Annotated in this window: 18 protein-coding genes; 8 read left to right on the forward strand and 10 right to left on the reverse strand. The window is 69.3% G+C overall.

Annotated features, from left to right (window positions below):
• Window positions 1-1,063 (forward strand): hypothetical protein (locus tag QZV94_RS04355; protein WP_293676582.1); only part of this gene is annotated, 1,063 nt, incomplete at its 5' end.
• On the opposite strand, the gene purM is transcribed toward QZV94_RS04355, so the two are convergent.
• A complete protein-coding gene (gene purM, locus QZV94_RS04360; RefSeq protein WP_293676583.1) occupies window positions 1,060-2,085 on the reverse strand; it encodes a phosphoribosylformylglycinamidine cyclo-ligase in 1,026 nt (341 codons plus the stop codon). The genes QZV94_RS04355 and purM overlap by 4 nt on opposite strands.
• Before the next feature lie 80 nt (window positions 2,086-2,165).
• Here purM and rnd point away from each other — a divergent pair, with 80 nt between their 5' ends.
• Window positions 2,166-3,350: a ribonuclease D gene (rnd, locus tag QZV94_RS04365; protein ID WP_293676584.1), complete on the forward strand. Its 1,185-nt coding sequence runs from the start codon at window positions 2,166-2,168 to the stop codon at window positions 3,348-3,350.
• A gap of 459 nt (window positions 3,351-3,809) precedes the next feature.
• On the opposite strand, the gene QZV94_RS04370 is transcribed toward rnd, so the two are convergent.
• The 6 genes from QZV94_RS04370 to QZV94_RS04395 form a co-directional block, all read right to left on the reverse strand.
• Complete coding sequence (locus QZV94_RS04370; protein ID WP_293676585.1) at window positions 3,810-5,312, reverse strand: Ppx/GppA phosphatase family protein; 1,503 nt, start codon at window positions 5,310-5,312, stop codon at window positions 3,810-3,812.
• Entirely contained in the window at window positions 5,293-7,515 is a 2,223-nt protein-coding gene (locus tag QZV94_RS04375; protein ID WP_293676586.1) for an RNA degradosome polyphosphate kinase, read from the reverse strand. The genes QZV94_RS04370 and QZV94_RS04375 overlap by 20 nt, the downstream gene beginning before the upstream one ends.
• Before the next feature lie 19 nt (window positions 7,516-7,534).
• A complete protein-coding gene (locus QZV94_RS04380; protein ID WP_293676587.1) occupies window positions 7,535-9,118 on the reverse strand; it encodes a CYTH and CHAD domain-containing protein in 1,584 nt (527 codons plus the stop codon).
• Between the two features lie 117 nt (window positions 9,119-9,235).
• Window positions 9,236-9,898, reverse strand: a complete 663-nt coding sequence (locus tag QZV94_RS04385) for a chromosomal replication initiator DnaA (RefSeq protein ID WP_293676588.1) — start codon at window positions 9,896-9,898, stop codon at window positions 9,236-9,238.
• Between the two features lie 93 nt (window positions 9,899-9,991).
• Complete coding sequence (locus tag QZV94_RS04390; protein ID WP_293676589.1) at window positions 9,992-10,750, reverse strand: arginyltransferase; 759 nt, start codon at window positions 10,748-10,750, stop codon at window positions 9,992-9,994.
• A gap of 167 nt (window positions 10,751-10,917) precedes the next feature.
• Window positions 10,918-11,823, reverse strand: a complete 906-nt coding sequence (locus QZV94_RS04395) for a flagellar motor protein MotB (RefSeq protein WP_293676590.1) — start codon at window positions 11,821-11,823, stop codon at window positions 10,918-10,920.
• Window positions 11,824-11,906: 83 nt separating this feature from the next.
• Here QZV94_RS04395 and QZV94_RS04400 point away from each other — a divergent pair, with 83 nt between their 5' ends.
• The 3 genes from QZV94_RS04400 to QZV94_RS04410 are packed head-to-tail and all read left to right on the forward strand — an operon-like array spanning window position 11,907 to window position 14,180.
• Window positions 11,907-12,413 carry a GNAT family N-acetyltransferase gene (locus QZV94_RS04400; protein WP_293676591.1) on the forward strand — a complete coding sequence of 169 codons (507 nt, stop codon included), beginning with the start codon at window positions 11,907-11,909 and terminating at the stop codon, window positions 12,411-12,413.
• Window positions 12,410-13,273: an alpha/beta fold hydrolase gene (locus QZV94_RS04405; protein WP_293676592.1), complete on the forward strand. Its 864-nt coding sequence runs from the start codon at window positions 12,410-12,412 to the stop codon at window positions 13,271-13,273. The genes QZV94_RS04400 and QZV94_RS04405 overlap by 4 nt, the downstream gene beginning before the upstream one ends.
• Before the next feature lie 37 nt (window positions 13,274-13,310).
• Complete coding sequence (locus QZV94_RS04410) at window positions 13,311-14,180, forward strand: SMP-30/gluconolactonase/LRE family protein (protein ID WP_293676593.1); 870 nt, start codon at window positions 13,311-13,313, stop codon at window positions 14,178-14,180.
• Here the strand turns inward: QZV94_RS04410 and hemB are convergent.
• Window positions 14,177-15,193, reverse strand: coding sequence for a porphobilinogen synthase (gene hemB / locus QZV94_RS04415; RefSeq protein ID WP_293676594.1), 1,017 nt, complete (start codon window positions 15,191-15,193; stop codon window positions 14,177-14,179). The two genes, QZV94_RS04410 and hemB, sit on opposite strands and share 4 nt — an antisense overlap.
• 39 nt (window positions 15,194-15,232) lie before the next feature.
• Complete coding sequence (locus tag QZV94_RS04420; protein WP_293676595.1) at window positions 15,233-16,225, reverse strand: MBL fold metallo-hydrolase; 993 nt, start codon at window positions 16,223-16,225, stop codon at window positions 15,233-15,235.
• A 79-nt stretch (window positions 16,226-16,304) separates the two neighbouring features.
• Here QZV94_RS04420 and QZV94_RS04425 point away from each other — a divergent pair, with 79 nt between their 5' ends.
• A complete protein-coding gene (locus tag QZV94_RS04425) occupies window positions 16,305-16,952 on the forward strand; it encodes a 2-hydroxychromene-2-carboxylate isomerase (protein WP_293676596.1) in 648 nt (215 codons plus the stop codon).
• Here QZV94_RS04425 and QZV94_RS04430 read toward each other — a convergent pair.
• Window positions 16,938-17,168, reverse strand: coding sequence for a lipase family protein (locus tag QZV94_RS04430; RefSeq protein WP_293676597.1), 231 nt, complete (start codon window positions 17,166-17,168; stop codon window positions 16,938-16,940). The two genes, QZV94_RS04425 and QZV94_RS04430, sit on opposite strands and share 15 nt — an antisense overlap.
• A 44-nt stretch (window positions 17,169-17,212) precedes the next feature.
• Here QZV94_RS04430 and QZV94_RS04435 point away from each other — a divergent pair, with 44 nt between their 5' ends.
• Window positions 17,213-18,352 (forward strand): isobutyryl-CoA dehydrogenase, encoded by a 1,140-nt coding sequence (locus QZV94_RS04435; RefSeq protein ID WP_293676598.1) that lies wholly within the window; start codon window positions 17,213-17,215, stop codon window positions 18,350-18,352.
• On the forward strand, window positions 18,349-19,391 hold a 1,043-nt coding region (locus tag QZV94_RS04440; RefSeq protein ID WP_293676599.1), incomplete at its 3' end, for an enoyl-CoA hydratase/isomerase family protein. The genes QZV94_RS04435 and QZV94_RS04440, both read left to right, overlap by 4 nt.

Consider the following 19,391-nt stretch of genomic DNA (forward strand, 5'->3'; position numbering starts at 1 on the left):
CGCCCGCTGGGAGCTGCGCCGCGACCAGGTCTACGAGTTCACCACCCGGGTGCTGGAGCGCGGCGTCGGCGACCGAGGCTTCTTCATGCGGGTCTCGATGACCGACTTCTTCATCGTGCATCCCGACCTCGGCGCTGTCGCCGCCCAGACCGCGTGCCTGCGCTACCTGCGCGAGGTGCTGAACCACTTCCTGGGCGAGGACACCATGGCCGCCCACGGCGTGCTGCAGGTGACGCGGATCGGCGACGGCGGGATCGTGGCGCGCCGCTCCGATCTGAAGGCGTCCAGCGGCGAAGGCGGGGAGGACGTCTGCCTGGCCTCGCGGTCTCCGGCGCCGGCGGAAGAGGACCCGGCCCAGCAGGGCGTCGACCGCTGGACCCCATTCGTCTCCAACGACGGCCGCCAGCTGCGCGTCTCGGCCACCCTGGAGCCGGGGTTCGAGCTCAAGGCGTTCAGCCGCATCGGCTTCCGCATGGTGCGCCGGGTGATCGCCGTGCAGCGCGAGGAGGAGGAGCTCTCGCAGCAGCAGGTGGGCATGCTTTCCACCAGCGACGTCCTGCGGGTCGACATGGCGACCATCGCCCGGGGTGTCGGCCGCCTGCGCTCCGACGGCGGCGAGCGGCAGCTCAGCCTCATCGTGCCGTTCAGCTTCACCAGCCTCTCCAGCCAGAAAGGCCGCGCCGAGTTCGTGGCCCAGCTGAAGGAAGCCGGCAGCCTGGTGCGTCTGGGCGTGATCTGCGAGATCTGCGACATCGAAGGGGTGCCGCCGGGCATGCTGCTGGCGGCCTCCTCGCTCCTGCGGCCCTTCACCCTGCTGGTGGTCGGACGCCTGGCGGTCACCACCCCGGCGGCCATCGCGCGGATGGAGGGCACGGGCGTCCAGGCGCTATCGTTCGAGTGCCCCCAGGGGCTGGGCGACAGCGAGTTCCTGGCCTGGGCGTCGGCGGCGGTCGGCGCGGCCAAGCGGGTGGCCAAGTCCGTGCTCGTCTACCGCGCCGGCAACGCGGCCCGCGCCGGCGTCCTCGCCTCGCTGGGCGCCACCCACGTCAGCATGGGCGCTTAGGCTTGCGCCAGTTCGCCCACCACGAACGCATGCTCGTCGGCTCGCACCAGGCCTTCCAGGACCTCGGCCACGTCGTGCGGGTCGACCACCAGGATCAGGCCCAGGCCGCAGTTGAAGGTGCGGCGCATCTCGGCCTCGGCGACCCCGCCGGCCTGGGCCAGCCAGTCGAACACCGGAGGCAAGGCCCAGGCGTTCCAGTCGAAGCGCGGCGCCAGGCCCTCGGCGATCGCCCGGGGCGGGTTCTCCACCAGGCCGCCGCCGGTGATGTGCGCCAGCCCCTTCACGCGGCCGGCCTTCAGGTGCGGCAGCACGGTCTTGATGTAGATGCGGGTGGGCTCCAGCAGCGCCTGCGCCAGCGTCCGGCCGTCGCTGAACGGAGAGGGCGCGTCCCAGGCCAGGCCCGAGCGCTCCACGATCCGCCGGATCAGCGAATAGCCGTTGGAGTGCGGCCCCGACGAGCCGACGCCGATCATGATGTCTCCCGGCCGCTGGTCCGAGAGCCTGGGCAGCACCTTGTCGCGATCCACCGCGCCGACGCAGAAGCCGGCCATGTCGTAGTCGCCCTCAGCGTACATCCCCGGCATCTCGGCCGTCTCGCCGCCCACCAGGGCGCAGCCCGCCTGCCGGCAGCCCTCGGCGATGCCCGCGACCACGCTGGCCGCCGCCTCCACGTCGAGCTTCCCGGTCGCGTAGTAGTCCAGGAACTTAAGCGGCTCGGCGCCCTGGGCCAGCAGGTCGTTGACGCACATGGCCACAAGGTCGATGCCGACCGTCCCGTGCAGCCCGGTCTCGATCGCCACCTTCAGCTTGGTCCCGACCCCGTCGGTCGTGGTGACCAGCAACGGATCGTCGTAGCCAGCCGCCTTCAGGTCGAAGAGCGCGCCGAACCCGCCCAGCGAGCCGTCCGCGCCGGCCCGGCGCGTCGACTTCGCCAGCGGCTTGATGCGTTCCACCAAAGCCGCACCTGCGTCGATATCGACCCCCGCCTGGGCGTAGGTCAGACCGTTTGGCCGTTCGGACATTTACGAACCCGGGTACGAAGTGCAGAGAGACGCGCTTGCGGCCTTGCAGAGTCGGCCGCGCGCAGGGCTATAGCTAATCGATGACGCCGATCACAACTACTGCGGAACTCGCGGCGTTCTGCGACAAGATCAAGAGCCAGCCGTTCGTCGCCGTGGACACCGAGTTCATGCGCGAGACCACCTACTGGCCGAAGCTGTGCCTGATCCAGGCCGCCGCGCCCTCGGCCGAGGCCTGCATCGATCCGCTGTCCGAGGACCTCGACCTCGAGCCGTTCCTCGAGATCATGCGCGACGAGCGGGTCCTGAAGGTGTTTCACGCCGCCCGTCAGGACGTGGAGATCTTCAACAACCTGCAGGCCATGCCCAAGCCGCTGTTCGACACCCAGGTCGCCGGCATGGCCGCCGGCTACGGCGAGCAGATCGCCTACGACGCCCTGGTGCGCCAGATGCTGAAGATCGAGCTCGACAAGAGCTCGCGGTTCACCGACTGGGCGCGCCGCCCGCTGTCGGACAACCAGCTCACCTACGCCCTGGCCGACGTCACCCACCTGGCCGCCCTCTACCCCCTGCTGCGCGAGCGGCTGGAGCGGGAAGGGCGGATCGGCTGGGTCACCGACGAGATGGCCGACCTCACCTCGCCGGCCAACTACGACGTGGAGCCCGAGAACGCCTGGAAGCGGCTGCGCCCGCGCCGGCACACGGCCAAGTACCTGGCGGTCTACAAGGCCGTCGCCGCGTGGCGCGAACGCACCGCCCAGTCGCGCGATCAGCCCCGCGGCCGCATCCTGAAGGACGAGGCGATCGATGAGATCGCCACGCAGGGTCCTACGGACGCCGACGGCCTGGACCGCCTGCGATCGGTGCCCAAGGGCTTCTCCGGCTCCCGCTTCGGCCCGGACCTGATCGCCGCCATCCGCGAGGCGCTCCGCGACCCCGAAGCCTACGCCCCGGTGATCGAGAAGAGTCGCATGCCGGCCTCGCCGGCGGCCGGCGCCGTGGTCGAGTTGCTTAAGGTGCTGCTCAAGGCCCGCGCCGAGGAGGCTGGCGTCGCCTCCAAGCTGATCGCCACCGTCTCCGACCTGGAACTGATCGCCAACGACGACGAGGCCGATGTCGGGGCCCTGAAGGGCTGGCGGCGCGAGGCGTTCGGCGAGGACGCGCTGAAGCTCAAGCGCGGGGAACTGGCCCTGGTGCTGGACGGCGCCCGCGTGCGCGTCGTCGAGGTTCGCCGCGCGCCGAAGGCAGCCGCGGCGGCCGCTTCCTGAGGACAACCCTTAGACGTTGAAATACCGTTGGTTTGCCGGCCTGTGCGCCGGTTCTCCACAGGCTGTCCCCCGTTCGCCCCAGCCGCCGCCCACAGGCCCCTCCGGCCGCCCCATTGCGCCCGGCCCGGCCTTGCGGGAGCCTGACCTTGCCGAGAGGAACTGCGGCGCGGCGGACCGGGCGACCGGGAGGCAGGCGAGCAGGCGGCTCCCAGATCAGAGGCTTCGGGGCAACCCGGCGCTCGACGACCTGGACGGGCACGGGAGACGAGCCGACGCCGAGCTGGGCGACCAGCGGAGCTGAGGTTTCCTCCCACCTTGAACGCTCAGGTCCCCCAACGGATCTGGATTAGAGGGCGGTGTTGCGGGCGACCGTGGCGCCGCCCTCTTGCCTTTGGGCCCTGCGGTCGCGCTCGCGCCGCCGAAGGTCCAGGCGGTGAGAGGCGCGCTTCGGGCCGCCTCTCACCCCAGCTCCAGCTTGAGCTTTAATGCGTGCGCCAGGGTCTGGGCGCGCCTGGCCGTCTGTTCGCCCAGCAGCATGTCCTCCCAGCCGGTGAGTGCGCTCACCTGCAGGCGATCGCCCTTGATCGCCAGGCTGGACTTCTCCAAGAGCCGCGGATTGCGCCCGGAGAGGTCGCAGCCCAGTCGGATGGCCGACCCCACGGCCCGCGCCCGCTGGCGGCGCTCTAGGTTGAGCACGCGGCCTACGGCGGTGCCCTCGGTCGGCTGCACCGCCGCGGAGTGCCGGGCGAAGGCGACGTAGGCCAGGAAGACCCGCTCGGGATGGTTCATCCCCGCCAGCGGAGCGCGCAGCACCTGCTCGAACGCCAGGTCCGCACGGTGGTCCGGGTGAAGCCGCGCGCCGAGGTCGGCTAGGCGGCACGCGGCGGCGAGCAGGATCGGATCCCGCGCCCCGAACAGCGCCGGCAGCCTCTCGAACAGCGGCGCGACCCAGGCCTCCAGCGCCTGGCCCAGCTCCGGCGCCGCGCCGCGGAAGGCGCTCAAGGCCTCGCACCCCTCGATCAGCGGGTCGAGATCGCGGACCTCAGGCGGCATGGCTTCGAGCAGCAGTCCCTCGCGCACACCATAGGCGGAGATCACCACCCGCTCGACGCCCAGCCGCTCGATCAGCCGGTCCAGCACCAGGGCGGAATAGGGCAGGGTGTCGAAGCGCTTCTTGGAAAGGCCCTCGATGCGCTCCAGCGAAGCCCGCGACTGCCGCTGCACGAACCGCACCAGCTCAAGGGCGTCGCTCCGGCTCACCTCATACTGATGGGCCACGTGGAGCGGATAGTCGGCGAGCTGCATCTGCAGCAGCGCGAGGTTCCGCCACGCTCCGCCCACGGCGTGCAGTTCCGGGGTCGCGTACCGGTTGGCCAGCGGTTGCAGGTGATCGTCGATGGTGCGCTTCACGCGCTCGGGGTCCAAGGCCTTGGGCGCGCCCAAGGCGAACGGGCCCAGCGGCAGGGTCGTGGGCTCCACCGGACCGAGCCCGTTCAGCCGCACCAGTTCCAGGCTGGAGCCGCCCAGATCGCCAACCACGCCTTGCGCGTCGGGCTGTCCGCAGATCACGCCCAGGGCCGCGTAGCGCGCCTCCTCCTCCCCGGAGAGGATGCGGATACTGAGGCCGGTCTCGGCCTTCACGCGCTTCAGGAACGCCTTGCCGTCCGCCGCCTCACGCACGGCCGCTGTGGCGGCGGACATCACCTCGTCGGCCTTCCAGCCATCGAGCACCGCGCGAAAACGGCGCAGCGCCAGGAGGGCAGTCTCCATGCCCTCGGCCGAGAGGCGGCCGGAGCCTGGCAGGTCCTTGCCGAGGCCCGCGACCACCTTCTCGTTGTAGACTGTCCACAAGGCACGGCCGTCGATCCGGTAGATGACCAGGCGTACCGAGTTGGAGCCAACGTCGATGACGGCCGCTTGGCGGCCCTCCGGCCGGCCCGCGCTATCCCCGCGAGGCCACATGATCGATCGCGCGCGGCATTTGCTTGGATTTCTGCCCGCGACCGGAAAGGCTCGGATTGTTCATGAAGTACTCGTGCGCCGAAAAGGCGTTGGGGTCGTTCCAGGCAGGATCACGCCTATAGCGGCCGTCGGCGTCCAGGGTCCAGCTTTGCGCTTCGTCTTTCAGGTTCGCGAGCATGATCTGCTGCAGGACCTGCTGGTGGACGGTGGGATTCTCGATCGGCGTCATCACCTCGACCCGACGGTCGAGATTGCGCGGCATCCAGTCGGCGGAGGACATGTAGACCCGCGCATGCTGTGAGGGCATGGCGTGGCCATTGGCGAAGGCCACGATGCGGCCGTGCTCGAGATAGCGCCCTACGATGGACTTGACCCGGATGTTCTCGGAGAGGCCGGGGACTCCGGGGCGCAGGCAGCAGATACCGCGGATCACCAGGTCGATCTGCACGCCGGCATGACTGGCGGCGTAGAGCGCGTCGATGATCTCCGGGTCCACCAGGGAATTCATCTTGGCCCAGACCGCGGCCGGCAGGCCGGCGCGGGCGTTGTCGGCTTCGTGGCCGATCATTTGCTTGAGGTCGCGCTTCATCGTGACCGGCGAGTACGACAGCCGCTCCAGCCCCACGGGCTGGGCGTAACCGGTGATGTAGTTGAACAGCTTGGCCGAATCCCGGGCGAAGGGCGGTTCGGTCGTGAACAGGGAAAGGTCGGTGTAAACCCGCGCGGTGATCGGGTGGTAGTTCCCGGTGCCGAAGTGGCAGTAGGTGCGTAAGGCCTCGCCCTCCCTTCGCACCACCATCGAGAGCTTCGCGTGGGTCTTGTACTCGATGAAGCCATAGACCACGTGGACGCCCGCCCGCTCCAGGTCGCGGGCCCACTTCAGGTTGGCCTCCTCGTCGAAGCGGGCCTTGATCTCGATCAGCGCGGTGACGTTCTTGCCGTTCTCGGCCGCTTCGATGAGGGCCGCCACGATCGGGCTATCCTTGGAGGTCCGGTAGAGGGTCTGCTTGATCGCCAGCACATTGGGGTCCCGCGCCGCCTGACGCAGGAACTGCACGACCACGTCGAAACTCTCGAAGGGGTGGTGGACCAGGATGTCCTTCTCCCGGATCGCGGCGAAGCAGTCGCCGCCGTGGTCGCGGATGCGCTCGGGGAAACGCGCCTCGAACGGCTTGAACTTCAGTTCCGACCGGTCCGGCGGGATGATCTGGGTCAGTTCATCCAGGCCCAGCAGGCCCTCGATCAGGATGACGTCCTCTGCGTTGGCGTGCAGGCTCTCCGAGATGAAGCCGCGCAGTTCCTCCGGCATCGCGGTCTCAATCTCGATCCGCACCACAGATCCCAGGCGCCGCTGCTTCAGCCGCAACTCGAAATCGCGCACCAGGTCCTCGGCCTCCTCCTCCATCTCCACATCGGAGTCGCGGATCAGCCGGAAGACGCCCTGTTCCTCGACCTCGCAGCCGGGGAACAAATGGTCGAGGAAGAGCGTGACCATGCTTTCCAGCGAGATCAGTCGCCTTTGAGGCTTGCGTCGGCCGCCGCGCGCCGGCGCGAGCTCCCAGAACCGCGCCATCTGGGCGGGCAGGGGGGCGAGCGCATAAAGCTGGCGGCCGTCCGAGATGCGCCGGATCTTGAGCACCAGCGAGAAGGCGAGGTTGGGGATGAAGGGGAAGGGGTGCGCCGGGTCGATGGCCAGGGGGGTAAGGACGGGGAACAGCTCCGAGAGGAACCGCTGCTCCAGATCCGCCCGCTCGGTCGCCGTGACCTCCTCGGCGGAGATGTAGCGGAGTCCCGCGTCGGCCAGTTCGGCGCAAAGGTCGCGCCAGCGGGTCTGCTGGTCGGCCATCAGGTCGGCCGCCGCCTCGTTTACCCGGAGGAGCTGGTCGGCTGGGGACAAGCCGTCCTGGCTCAGCGCACGCACGCCCTCGCGGACCTGCGCCTTCAGGCCGGCCACGCGGACCATGTAGAATTCGTCCAGGTTGTTGGCGCTGATGGCCAGGAACCGAAGGCGTTCCAGCAGCGGGTGGCGCAGGTTCATGCTCTCGGCGAGCACCCGGCGGTTGAACGCCAGCCACGACAGTTCCCGGTTGAAGAACCGGGCGGGCGACCCGGCCAAGTCGTCGATCCGCGTCACCGGGACAGGCGCGCCGTCGGGAGCGGGAGAGGTTACGGCGGAGGGCGACACGTCGTCAGGCGGCGGCATCACTGATTCTCGGACGAAGTCAGACGCTGCGCAAGCGTCGCCTGGAAAGGTTAAGGTCGTCCGTGCTTTGCATGTGCGGGCTCCAGAAAGGCTTCGCCTTACGAAACGCCTTCAAGGCCGCATGCGCCGCCTTCAGGGCGACGTCTTCATCGCCGGTCAGCCGCCCAACTTCCAGGCCGGCGGCGAAGGCCAGCTCTCCCGAGCGCCGGCCGACCGCCTTCATCGCCACCGCGCGGGCCACCGCCATGTCGTTCAGCTCGCCCAACCGGTCCTGCAGGGTCCGCAGGCAGGCGTCAAATCGCTCGCGTCGTTTCGGGTGCTTGGGAAAGGCCTCCGCGAAGAAGGCTGTGGCATAGCGCAGCTTCTTGGCCTGCTTGCGCAGGTCGTGGCGCGCGCCGACTTCCAGATGCATGAACCGGCGTGACCGCCGCCGCACGCGCCGGTCCAGCTTGTCCAGCACGGGTCCCGCGAGGGCCGCCGCCGGACCTTCCCGCAGGGAGCGCTGCCTGTCATCGGCCAGCCGCAGCCACGCGCCGATCTCGATCCATTCCCCGAGCATGAGCAGCAGCGACCGGAACCGCGCCGAACGGATCGCCGCCAGAGCGCGCTCGTAGGCGTCGGCCTGCGCGATCCGCAGCGCCCGGAAGAAGGCGTCCCGGCCCGCGCTCTCTTCGATCTCGTCGGTGGCCGCGGCATTCTGCAGGAAGACGTCGATGTCGCGCGCCTCGGCCAGCTCGCCGGCGAGCCACCTGGTTTCACGGCGCGCCGCATCAAGGCCTGGTGCGTCCAGCAGACCCTTGAATACGAACAGCCCCGCACGCAGCCGCCGCAGCCCCACGCGCAACTGATGCAGCACGTCGGGGTTCTGCGCCCGCTGCAGCAGGGCCGCATTGCCGGCGATCTGGACCAGCGACTCGCGGGCGACCGCCTGAAACGCCTCTCCGCCCGTGGTCCTCGGCCCGACCGCGGTGCGCCGGGCCTTCAGCGCCGCCACGCCATCGTGCCCGGCGAGCCGGTAGCCGCGCTCGGCCTTGCTCTCGAAGGCGAGGGTCAGGGACGCCTTGGCCTGCAGGTCGTGCGCTAAGGCGAACAGCGCCTGGGGCCGACCGGACATCAGCTCCAGCTCCATCTCCGCGATGGGCTCCTGGCGCTGGCCGGCGACGACCAGGCCGATGTCGAAGCTGACTTCGACCTGCGCCCCGTCATCGCTCCAGACGTGGCTGCGCCGCTCGACGTCGACGGTGAAGCAGGCCGCCAGCGGCGCCTCTCCGACGAGCGCCATGACCGGCGTGTCCGCGAGGGCCGCCAGGTCGAGATCGGGGCCTGGCACCTCGCGCTCCCACTCGTCCCGCTCGAACAGGCCGCCCGTCGAACGATGCTTCAGCGTCTGGATGTAAGTGTCGCCCTTGCGTCGGACCCGCAGGCTGAAGCCGCCGTCCCGCAGCGCATGGCCGGGGGTGTCGAAATAGACCGCGTGGAGCTGCGCGATCTGGGCGCTTTCGAGGGGAAACGATTCCGCGCGCAGCGCCTCGAGGGCGCCGGCGCCGAGCTGGAACTTCAATTCCAGCTCTGGAGCGGCCTTGACCGGCGCTCGAGTGAGCATCCCAACGTCTCGTCGCGCACGGCCCTGGATACCGCGCGCAGAATCACTGCCGGAAAACCCGCGGGTATTCCACCAGCGGCCGTGCGAACTTTTTGTGACACTTCCCGGGTGCAGGCCTCAGGGAACCTGCCGCGAGCGGCGGTCCAGGATCTGCCGCGCCAGCACTCGGGTCACCGGCCGGAAGCCCGCGTCGCCTGCTTCGTCCAGGGCGCGCACGATTTCCTCGGCGTCGGGGATCGACCGGTTCATCCGCGCCAGAAGGTAGGGGTAAACCTGTTCCGGCGGCCGGATCAGACGATTGCGGAAGAACCGCCGCAGGACACCTTCCAAAACGGCGTCATCGGGCGCCTGAATTTCGGTCACCGGCAGGGCGTTCAGCCGCGAGCGCAGGTCAGGCAGATCGGTGGGCCAGGCGCGGGGTCGCGTGCGAGCGGTCAGCAACAGGCCACCCCCCTCGCGTGCGGCGATGTTGATCAGGTGGAACAGCCCCTCGGCGCAAGGGCTGCGGTCGGCGTCTTCCACCAGCACCGGCGCGCCGGACGCGGCGTCGGCGTCAGCCGCTGCGGCTTCGATCCTCCGAGCCCCGGCCAATTCGGCCCAGGCCCGCGCCAGGTGGCTCTTGCCCGACCCCTGCGGCCCGACGAGCGCCAGGCAGCCGCCGAGCCAGGCCGGCCAGGCCTCGATCGCGGCCACGGCGTCGGCGTTCGAGGGCCCGCGAACGAACTCGTCGAGCGATGCCGGGGCGTCTCGCCCCAGGTTCAGCCGAAGCTGCCGCGCCATGGAAGGTCCGCTGGTGTCACCTGAGCGTTCTAAGCCCGCCGTGGCCGCGCCGCCACCCGCGGCGCGCGTTACGCCCGGCTTCCACAGGGAGGCTCACGCCCGGGCCGGCAACTCCCGCGCCGCCGCCAGGGTCCAGCCGTCGGGCTTCAGGAGCTCGATGGGGGAGAAGCGGACCTTGTAGTCCATCTTCTCGGAACCGCGCACCCAGTAGCCCAGGTAGACGTAGGGCAGGTTCGTCAGGCAGGCCTGGACTATGTGGTCCAGGATCATGAATGAGCCCAGGCTGCGGCGGCCAAGCGTCGGGTCGTAGAAGCTGTAGACGAGGCTCAGCCCGTCGCTCATGAGGTCGACCAGCGCGCAGGCGATAAGGTCCCCAGGGCCGCTGTCCTTCGAGCGGACCCGGTACTCGATGATGTGGGTGCGGACCGCGGTGTCCTCGACCATCGCGACGTAGTCTGGCCAGGTCATCTCGGCCATCCCGCCGTCAGCGTGGCGCACCTGCAGATAGCGGCGCAGCAGGTCGAACTGCTCCATCGTCGCCTCGGCCTCGACGAGATGGCGCTGGATGTCCTCGTTGCGGGCGAGCGTCTTTCGCTCGGAGCGGGAGAAGACGTAGTCGGGGGCCGGGATGCGCGCCGAGACGCAGGCCGAGCAGGCTTCGCAGGCCGGACGGTAGGCGATGTTCTGGGAGCGGCGGAAGCCGACCTGCGTCAGGCTGTCGTTGACGTTGGCGCCGTCGGAAAGCGGAAGGTGGGCGAAGACTTTCCGCTCGAAGCGTTCGGGCAGATACGGGCAAGGCGACGGGGCGGTCAGGAAGAACCGGAGCTGACGGGACGGGAAATGCTGCGTCACGGACTCTGTGTCGCCTATGAAGTGCGCCCTAGGCCATTCGTCGAACTGAGCTGGGTCGGTCTCGGCACGACGAATGGCCTAATCCAAAGCAAGAAGTCTGAGTGATCGGCGAGCCGATCGCTTGGGGCCGATTAGGGGTCATCCCGGCCCTCCACGCAAGGACTACGCTACAGGCCGGGCTCCGGAGGCAGGACCGGCGCTTCGCGGAGCAGCACGATGGCGATGCGGCGATTGCCGGGCAGGGTGGGATCATCCGGGTAGAGCGGCTCCGAACCCGCCTTGCCGGAGACCTGATAGACCCGGTCGGCCTCCACCCCCGAGGCCTGCAGCACCTGGCGCGACGCATTGGCGCGGCTGGCCGAAAGCTGCCAGTCGCTCTCGGGCTTCGCGCCGTTCGCGCTGGCCGAGGTGTGGCCGTAGAGGCTGATCCGGTTCGGCAGCTGGTTGATGATCTTCGAGATCGCCCGCAGCAGGATCTTCGCCCGATCGTTCGGCGCGGTCTGGCCCTGGTTGAACATCGAGCGGCCTTCCTGATCGACCAGCTGGATGCGCAGGCCCTCGGGCGTCTCGTCGATGATGATGTTCTTCGACAATTCGGCGAGTTCCGGCATCGACTGCAGCGCCTGGCGCAGGGACTGGGCTGCCGACGAGAACGCCGCCTGCTCGGCCGCCTGCTGCGCCTGCGCCTGGGCTTCGGCGGCCAGTTCCGCCTGCGACTTGCCCTTGCTGCCTTCCTTCGAGTCACCGTCGTTGGGATTGCGGGAGCTGGGCGCCAGTTCCTCGATCACGTCGGACGAACCCGCGCTCTTGGAGCCTTCCTTGCCGAGCGCCGAACCGCCCAGGATGCCGCCGGCGCCGGAGGTGGTCTCCGACACGCTGGCCGGGGCGAAATAGTCGGCGATGCCGCGCTTCTGCTCGGGGCTGGTGGTGTTGATCAGCCACATCAGGAGGAAGAACGCCATCATCGCGGTCACGAAGTCGGCGTAGGCCACTTTCCACGCGCCGCCGTGGTGTCCGCCGCCGCCGCCCTTCTTGATCTTCTTGATGATGATCGGCTGGTCGCCCACCGACATGGTTCACCCGACTTAACGCTGTTTCACCGGGCAAAGTGCGGGAGTCGCGTTAAGATGCCGTTGCAGAGGCGCTGGGGACTCGCGTGATCGTCCTGGAAACCGAACGGCTGGTCCTGCGCGAGGTCGAGGCGGCCGACGCAGCCTTCCTGCTGGATTTGCTCAACTCTCCAGGCTTCCTGGAGAACATCGGCGACCGCGGGGTGCGCGACGAGGACCAGTCGCGGGCCTACATCGCCGATCGCATCACCGCCAGCTACCGCGACCACGGCTTCGGCATGTGGCTGGCCGAGCGGAGGTCCGACGGCAAGCCCGTCGGTCTGGCGGGCCTGGTGCGCCGCGAGGGGCTGGATTACCCCGACGTTGGCTACGCCTTCATGCCGCTGGCCTGGGGCCAGGGCTATGCCCAGGAGGCCGCCGCGGCGGTCGTGGCCCATGCCCGCGGCGCCCTCGGCATCCCGGTGCTGGCGGCCATCACCACGCCCGAGAATTTCGCGTCCATGGCGGTCCTGCGGAAGATCGGCTTCACTGATCGGGGAATGATCAGCCTGCCCGGCGCCGAGCGAGAGAGCACCTACTTCACATGCCCATGACCACCCGCACCGTCGAGGCCAACGGCTTCCGATTCGCTGTCGACGAGATGGGGGAGGGCGATCATCTGGCGCTCTGCCTGCACGGCTTTCCAGAAAGCCGCTTCTCGTGGCGCTATCAGCTGCCGCTGCTGGCGGAGCTCGGGTACCGGGCCTGGGCGCCCGACCTGCGCGGCTACGGCGAGACCGAGCCCAAGCCCCGCGACGTCTCGGCCTACGCGATCGATCGGCTGATGGAGGACGTGGGCGCGCTGATCGACGCCAGCGGGGCCAAGAAGGTCACCCTGATCGCCCATGACTGGGGCGCAGGCGTCGCCTGGTCCTTCGCCGCCAACCGGGTGCGGCCGCTGGAGCGGCTGGTAATCATGAACCTGCCGCATCCCGCGGCGATGGCCGCCAGCGTCGCGAAGGGCAACCTGCGCCAGCTGGGGCGCTCCTGGTACATGTTCTTCTTCCAACTCCCCGGCATCCCGGAGGCGGCGATGACCGCCAACGACGCCCGCGCGATCCGCCAGGCGTTCCACGGCATGGCCGTCGACAAGACCCACTTCACCCCCGACGTGCTGGACCGCTACGCCAAGGACGCCCAGCGCCCTGGGGCCATCACCGGCATGATCAACTGGTACCGCGCCGCCTTCCGCTTTGCCGGTCGGATGCGGGGGCCATGGCCGAAGATCGAGGTCCCGACCCTGATCGTGTGGGGCGAAGCGGATGCGGCGCTGGGGGTCGAGCTCCTGGACGGCACCGACCAGCACGTCAGCAACCTGACCATCAAGCGCCTGCCCCACGTGTCGCACTGGGTGCAGCAAGAGGCGCCGGACAAGGTCAATGCGATCCTGCGCGAGTGGCTTCCGCGGGCGTGAACGTCCTAGGATCGGCTTAAAATCGAAAGGAACAACCATGGGACGGGCGACGCGGGAACTGGCGAGCGGGCTCAGCTTCGGCGAAGGGCCCCGTTGGCATGAAGGCCGCCTGTGGTTCAGCGACTTCTACGTCCATGCGGTGAGGTCCGTCTCGCCCGCCGGGGACCTACGCACCGAGTTCACCCTGGACGACCAGCCATCGGGCCTGGGCTGGCAGCCGGACGGGACGATGCTCATCGTCTCCATGAAGCAGCGCCGGCTCCTGCGCCGTGCGGCGGATGGCGCGATCGGCGTCCATGCCGACCTCAGCCACATTGCCACGTTCCACTGCAACGACATGGTCGTCGATGCCCAGGGCGGGGCCTATGTGGGCAACTTCGGCTTCAACCTGGATGAAGCGGTGGCCAAGGGCGACGTCGCCGGCAACCTGGTGATGGCCAAGCTCGCCTATGTCTCGCCCGACGGGCAGGCCCGCGTCGCGGCCGACGACATCGCGTTTCCGAACGGGACGGTCATCACGCCGGACGGCAAGACCCTGATCATCGGCGAGAGCTTCGGCCGCGTGCTCACCGCCTTCGACGTCGGTCCCGGCGGCGACCTGTCGAACCGGCGCGTGTGGGCCGACCTGGGGTCGCGCGCGCCGGACGGCATCTGTCTCGACGGCGAGGGCGCGATCTGGGTGGCCAACCCGATGGCCCCGGAGTGCGTGCGGGTGGCTGAGGGCGGGAAGGTCCTCGAGGTCATCGACACCGGCCAGCCCTGCTACGCCTGCATGCTGGGCGGCGACGACGGCAAGACGCTCTTCATGCTCACCGCCGCCAACTCAAACAGCGAAGCCGCCGCCGCCAGCCGCACGGGGAAGGTGCTGGTGGCGATGGTGGAGAGCCCGCGGGCAGGGCTTCCCTAGGCGCCCAGCATCCGCGCCGCGCGCGGCGCGAAGTAGGTGATCACGCCCGCAGCGCCGGCGCGCTTGAATGCGCCTAGGCTCTCCAGGATCGCGCGTTCCTCGTCCAGCCAGCCGTTCTGGGCGGCCGCCATGAGCATGGCGTACTCTCCGGAGACCTGGAACGCGAAGGTCGGCATGGCGAAGGCGTCCACCACCTGGCGCACGATGTCGAGGTAGGGCATCCCCGGTTTCACCATCACCATGTCGGCGCCCTCGGCGATGTCGAGTGCGACCTCACGCAGGGCCTCGGCGTGATTGGCCGAGTCCATCTGGTAGGTCTTCTTGTCGCCCGGGTTGTCCACCGAGCCCGTGCCCAGCTTCCCCGACCCGATCGCCTCGCGGTAGGGCCCGTAGAAGGCCGAGGCGTACTTGGCCGCATAGGACATGATCATCACGTCCTGCAGGCCTTCCGCCTCGAGCGCGGTGCGCAGCGCGCCAACGCGGCCGTCCATCATGTCGCTGGGGGCGAGGATGTCGCAGCCGGCCTTCGCCTGCATGATCCCCTGGGCGACCAGGGCCTCGATGGTCTCGTCGTTGAGGATCCGGCCGTCCTTGATCAGGCCGTCATGGCCGTGGTCGGTGAACGGGTCCAGCGCCACGTCGCACATGATGCCGACCTCGGGTGCGGCGTCCTTCATGGCCTTCACCGCGGTGGCGACGATGCCATTGGGGTCTGCCGCCAGCTTGCCGGTTGCGTCCTTCTTGGCGCCGTCCAGGTGCGGGAAGACGGCGATCGCCGGGATGCCCAGCCGGGCGGCCTCCCTGGCGGCGGCGGCGCAATCCTTGACCGACAGGCGGCTCACGCCGGGCATCGCGCCCACCGGGACCTGGCCCTCACCCTCGTGCACCACCATCGCCCAGATCAGGTCGGCCGGCGTCAGCACCGTCTCGCGCACCAGCCGCCGAACCCAGTCGGCCTGGCGCAGGCGGCGCATGCGAAGCGCGGGATAGGCGGCGAGGGGGGCTTTCGTCATCGGCCGCGCTTTGGACCCGCCGCGCGCCGGTGGCAAGCCTCAGAACTGGCCGAAGCGGATCTCCTGCGAGCCGGCCGGCAGGTCGATGGTCATACCGTCCTTCGCCAGCCGCCAGTCGAGCGGTCCGCCGTCGTCCATGCCCTTGGTGAAGGCCTCCGGCGTGTAGAGCGGCAGGCCGGCCTGGGTGAGGTGATAGAGCACCAGCCGCTTCGCCCCGGCCGCCCGGGCCACCTCGGCGGCCTCGACAGGGGTGGTGTGGTAGGTGAGGGTGTCGGTCATCAGCGAGCTCATGCGCGGATTGCCGATAGCGGCGAGCTGTGTGGCCATGGTCTTGGTCATGTCGCTGTTCTGGGCCTCATGGATCATGACATCGACGCTCTTCGACGCCTCGGCGAGCCCCATGTGCTTGCGGGTGTCGCCGCTCACCACCACCGAGCGGCCCTTGTAGTCGAACCGATAGGCGTAGGCGGGCGTCACCGGTTCGTGCGGCACGCGGATCGCCGTGACCGTCAGGTCGCCGTCGCGCCAGACCACCGCGGTGTCGCCCTTCGGCACGATCTGCGAACGGAACAGGCCCGCGGCGAGGTCGAACTTGAAGGCCCCGTGCTCATGGTGGGCCTTGCGGAAGGCGTGATCGTTCTCGTAGGCGGCGTTGAGGCCGCGCGCGACCTTTTCCGTGCCCGTCGGCCCGACAAGCGCCAGGGCCACCGGCCGGTTGGCCACCCAGCTCTGCAAGTTGAACTCGCCCAGGCCGCCGATGTGGTCGGAGTGCAGGTGGGTGACAAACACGGCGCGGGCTTGATCCAGCGGCACACGCCACAGCATCAGGTTCTCGGTGGCCTCGGGGCCAACGTCGACGAGGTAGAGCTTCCCGGCGGCCTGAACAGCCACGCAGGGCTTGGCCCGGTCGCGCACCGGCAGCGGGCCCGAGGTGCCGCAGAAGATCACCTTTAGCCCGTCCGCGGGCTGCGCCGTCGCCGCGCCGGCCAATGCAAACGCCGCCGCCACGCCCGCAATCACCATCCTGAGCATGTGTTGACCTCCCGACTTTCGTTGTTCGAGGGCATGCTTAGCGTGACGTTCGACCGCGGCCAGAGGACTGTTGCCCAAAATGACGCTTAGCTACGACCTCTACTGGTCCTTCCGCTCGCCCTATTCCTACATGGTGGTCCCGCGGCTTCTGGCGCTCGAGGCGGAGCACGACGTCCGGTGCGTGGTGAAGCCGGTGTATCCGCTGGCGGTGCGCACGCCGGAGTTCTTCGAGACCCGCGACCCGCTGTGGATCCGCTACTTCATGGTCGACGTGTTCCGGGAGGCGGCGTTCCTGGGGTTGCCGTTCCGCTGGCCGCGGCCCGATCCCGTGCAACAAAGCGCCGACAAGGGCTACCGGATGGAGCAGCCCTGGATCCACTGGCTGACCCACCTGGGCGTCGCGGCCGCGGAGCGGGGCCGGGGCCTGCAGTTCCTCAAGGAGGCCAGCCATACGATCTGGAGCGGCGAGGTCGACAACTGGCAGGCGGGCGAGCACCTGGCGCGCGCCGCCGAGCGCGCCGGCCTCGACTGGACCGAGCTCTCGAAAGCGGTCGACGGCGATCCGAGCCGCCACGCGGCCATCGTCGCGGAAAATCAGGAGGCCCAGCGCGCCGCCGGGCACTGGGGCGTGCCGATGACGGTGTTCGGCGGCGAGCCCTTCTTCGGCCAGGACCGGTTCGACCAGATGGTCTGGCGGATGAAGCAGGCGGGGCTATCGGCGCGCTGAGCCGGCCCGGTCGCGGCTGTCGAGTTCGTTCAGCCACGCCAGGATCCGCGGCGCCGCGGCCAGCATGGAGGCGTCGTGGCCCACGGGGCCGACATCCACCGCGGTCACGTCGGCGCCGCGCGCACGCATCGCCCGCTCTGCGGCCCGGGCTTCCTCTGGAACCACGTCCGTATCCTTTGCGCCGTAATAGAGCCGCACCGGCGCGCGTGGCGTCATGCGGCGGCATTGACAGCCCGCTCGCGCCGCGCGACCTCGGGGCCATGGACTTCAACCTCACCGAGGACCAGCGGGCGATCGAGGACGCCGCGCGCGCCTTCGCCGCCGCGGAGCTGGCGCCGCATTCCGCGCGCTGGGACGAGGACAAGCATTTCCCCGTGGACGTGCTGCGCAAGGCCGCCGAGCTGGGCTTCGCGGGGCTGTACGTTCGGGAGGACGTCGGCGGCTCGGCGCTCAGCCGGCTGGACGCCTCCATCGTCTTCGAGCAGCTCTCCTACGGGGACGTGTCCACCGCGGCCTTCATCTCGATCCACAACATGGCCTCGTGGATGATCGACCGGTTCGGCTCGGAGGACCTGCGCCGCCGCTACCTTCCGAAGCTCACCACCATGGAGCTGATCGCCTCCTACGCCCTCACCGAGCCCGGCTCCGGCTCGGACGCCGTGGCGATGAAGACCACGGCCCGGAAGGACGGCGACGATTACGTGCTGAACGGGTCGAAGGCGTTCATTTCCGGCGCCGGGACCTCCGACGTCTACGTCGTGATGGCCCGCACGGGGGAGGGCGGCGCCAAGGGCGTGTCGTCGTTCGTGGTGGAGAAGGATGCGCCCGGCCTTTCGTTCGGGGCCCAGGAGAGGAAGATGGGCTGGAACTCCCAGCCCACCGCCCAGGTTAACTTCGACGACTGCCGCGTGCCGCAGGCCAACCGGATCGCCCAGGAAGGCGAGGGGTTCAAGATCGCCATGGCCGGCCTCGACGGCGGCCGCATCAACATCGCCTCCTGCTCGCTGGGCGGCGCCGGCCTCGCGCTGGACACCGCCAAGACCTACCTGGAGACCCGCAAGCAGTTCGGCCAGGCGCTGAAGGAGTTCCAGGGCCTGCAGTGGCGCCTCGCCGACATGGCGACCGAGCTGGACGCCGCGCGCCTGATGGTGCGCCGCGCCGCCCACGCGCTGGACGCCAAGAACCCCAAGGCCACCCAGTACTGCGCCATGGCCAAGCGCTTCGCCACCGACGTCGGCTTCGAAGTGGCCAACCAGGCGCTGCAGCTCCACGGCGGCTACGGCTACCTGCGCGACTATCCGCTGGAGCGCATCGTACGCGACCTGCGCGTGCACCAGATCCTCGAAGGCACCAACGAGATCATGCGCGTGATCACCGCGCGGGAGCTGTTCCGGCAATGAGCGAAGCTGAAGAAGTCCTCTGCCGCGTCGAGGGAAAGGTCGGGCGGATCACGCTCAACCGGCCGCAGGCGATCCACGCGCTGAACACCAACATGATCCGCCTGATGACGCAGGCGCTGATGGCCTGGCGCGACGATCCGGGCGTCGAGCTGGTGATGTTCGATCACGCCGGGGAGCGCGGCTTCTGCGCCGGCGGCGACATCCGCATGCTGGCCGAGAGCGGGGCAGGGAACGGCCGGGAGGCGCGGGAGTTCTTCTTCGAGGAGTACCGGCTCAACGACCTCATCTTCAACTACGCCAAGCCCCGCATCGCCTTCATGGACGGGATCACCATGGGCGGCGGCGTGGGCCTCTCGCGGCCCTGTCGATTCCGCGTGGCCACCGAGCGGACGACCTTCGCCATGCCGGAGAGCGGGATCGGCCTGTTCCCGGACGTCGGCGGCGGCTGGTACCTCTCCCGCATGCCCGATCACCTGGGTCTGTGGCTCGCGCTGACCGGGGCGCGAATCAAGGCGGCCGACTGCGAATTGCTGGGGATCGCGACGGACTACGTCGAGAGCGCGAAGCTGCCCGAGCTGAAGGCTGCTATCCTGGCCGCGCCGGAACGCACCGAGACCCTGCTCACCGAGTTCGAGGGCGACGCGGGCCGGCCGACGCTCGCGGAGCACCAGGATGAGATCGCGCGGTTGTTCTCCGGAGAGAGCCTGGAGGCGATCATCGCGGCGCTGAAGGGGGCGGGGACCGACTGGGCGAACGAGCAGCTCAAGGTCTTGGCGACCAAATCGCCGACGACCATGAAGGTCAGCCTGCGCCAGCTCGCCCGGGGCGCCCGCTGCGCGACCTTCGCCGAGAACATGGCCATGGAGTACCGCATCGGCGCGCGCATCGTGCAGAGCCACGACTTCATCGAGGGCGTCCGCGCCGTTATCGTCGAGAAGGACAATGCGCCGAAGTGGAGCCCGGCCACGCCGGAAGGTGTGACCGCGGCCCAGCTGGACGGCATTTTTGCAGCCCTCCCTTCCGGCGAGGAATGGTCGCC

It is taken from the genome of uncultured Phenylobacterium sp., assembly GCF_902826855.1.
Classification (GTDB): Bacteria; Pseudomonadota; Alphaproteobacteria; order Caulobacterales; family Caulobacteraceae; genus Phenylobacterium.

Coding starts and splice junctions, on each gene's coding strand:
- QZV94_RS04370 (WP_293676585.1), bottom strand. CDS start 5,312: ATGTGGCCTCGCGGGGATAGCGCGGGCCGGCCGGAGGGCCGCCAAGCG.
- QZV94_RS04425 (WP_293676596.1), top strand. CDS start 16,305: ATGACGCTTAGCTACGACCTCTACTGGTCCTTCCGCTCGCCCTATTCC.
- hemB (WP_293676594.1), bottom strand. CDS start 15,193: ATGACGAAAGCCCCCCTCGCCGCCTATCCCGCGCTTCGCATGCGCCGC.
- QZV94_RS04405 (WP_293676592.1), top strand. CDS start 12,410: ATGACCACCCGCACCGTCGAGGCCAACGGCTTCCGATTCGCTGTCGAC.
- QZV94_RS04420 (WP_293676595.1), bottom strand. CDS start 16,225: ATGCTCAGGATGGTGATTGCGGGCGTGGCGGCGGCGTTTGCATTGGCC.
- purM (WP_293676583.1), bottom strand. CDS start 2,085: ATGTCCGAACGGCCAAACGGTCTGACCTACGCCCAGGCGGGGGTCGAT.
- QZV94_RS04385 (WP_293676588.1), bottom strand. CDS start 9,898: ATGGCGCGGCAGCTTCGGCTGAACCTGGGGCGAGACGCCCCGGCATCG.
- QZV94_RS04410 (WP_293676593.1), top strand. CDS start 13,311: ATGGGACGGGCGACGCGGGAACTGGCGAGCGGGCTCAGCTTCGGCGAA.
- QZV94_RS04395 (WP_293676590.1), bottom strand. CDS start 11,823: ATGTCGGTGGGCGACCAGCCGATCATCATCAAGAAGATCAAGAAGGGC.
- QZV94_RS04435 (WP_293676598.1), top strand. CDS start 17,213: ATGGACTTCAACCTCACCGAGGACCAGCGGGCGATCGAGGACGCCGCG.
- QZV94_RS04375 (WP_293676586.1), bottom strand. CDS start 7,515: ATGCCGCCGCCTGACGACGTGTCGCCCTCCGCCGTAACCTCTCCCGCT.
- QZV94_RS04430 (WP_293676597.1), bottom strand. CDS start 17,168: ATGACGCCACGCGCGCCGGTGCGGCTCTATTACGGCGCAAAGGATACG.
- rnd (WP_293676584.1), top strand. CDS start 2,166: ATGACGCCGATCACAACTACTGCGGAACTCGCGGCGTTCTGCGACAAG.
- QZV94_RS04380 (WP_293676587.1), bottom strand. CDS start 9,118: ATGCTCACTCGAGCGCCGGTCAAGGCCGCTCCAGAGCTGGAATTGAAG.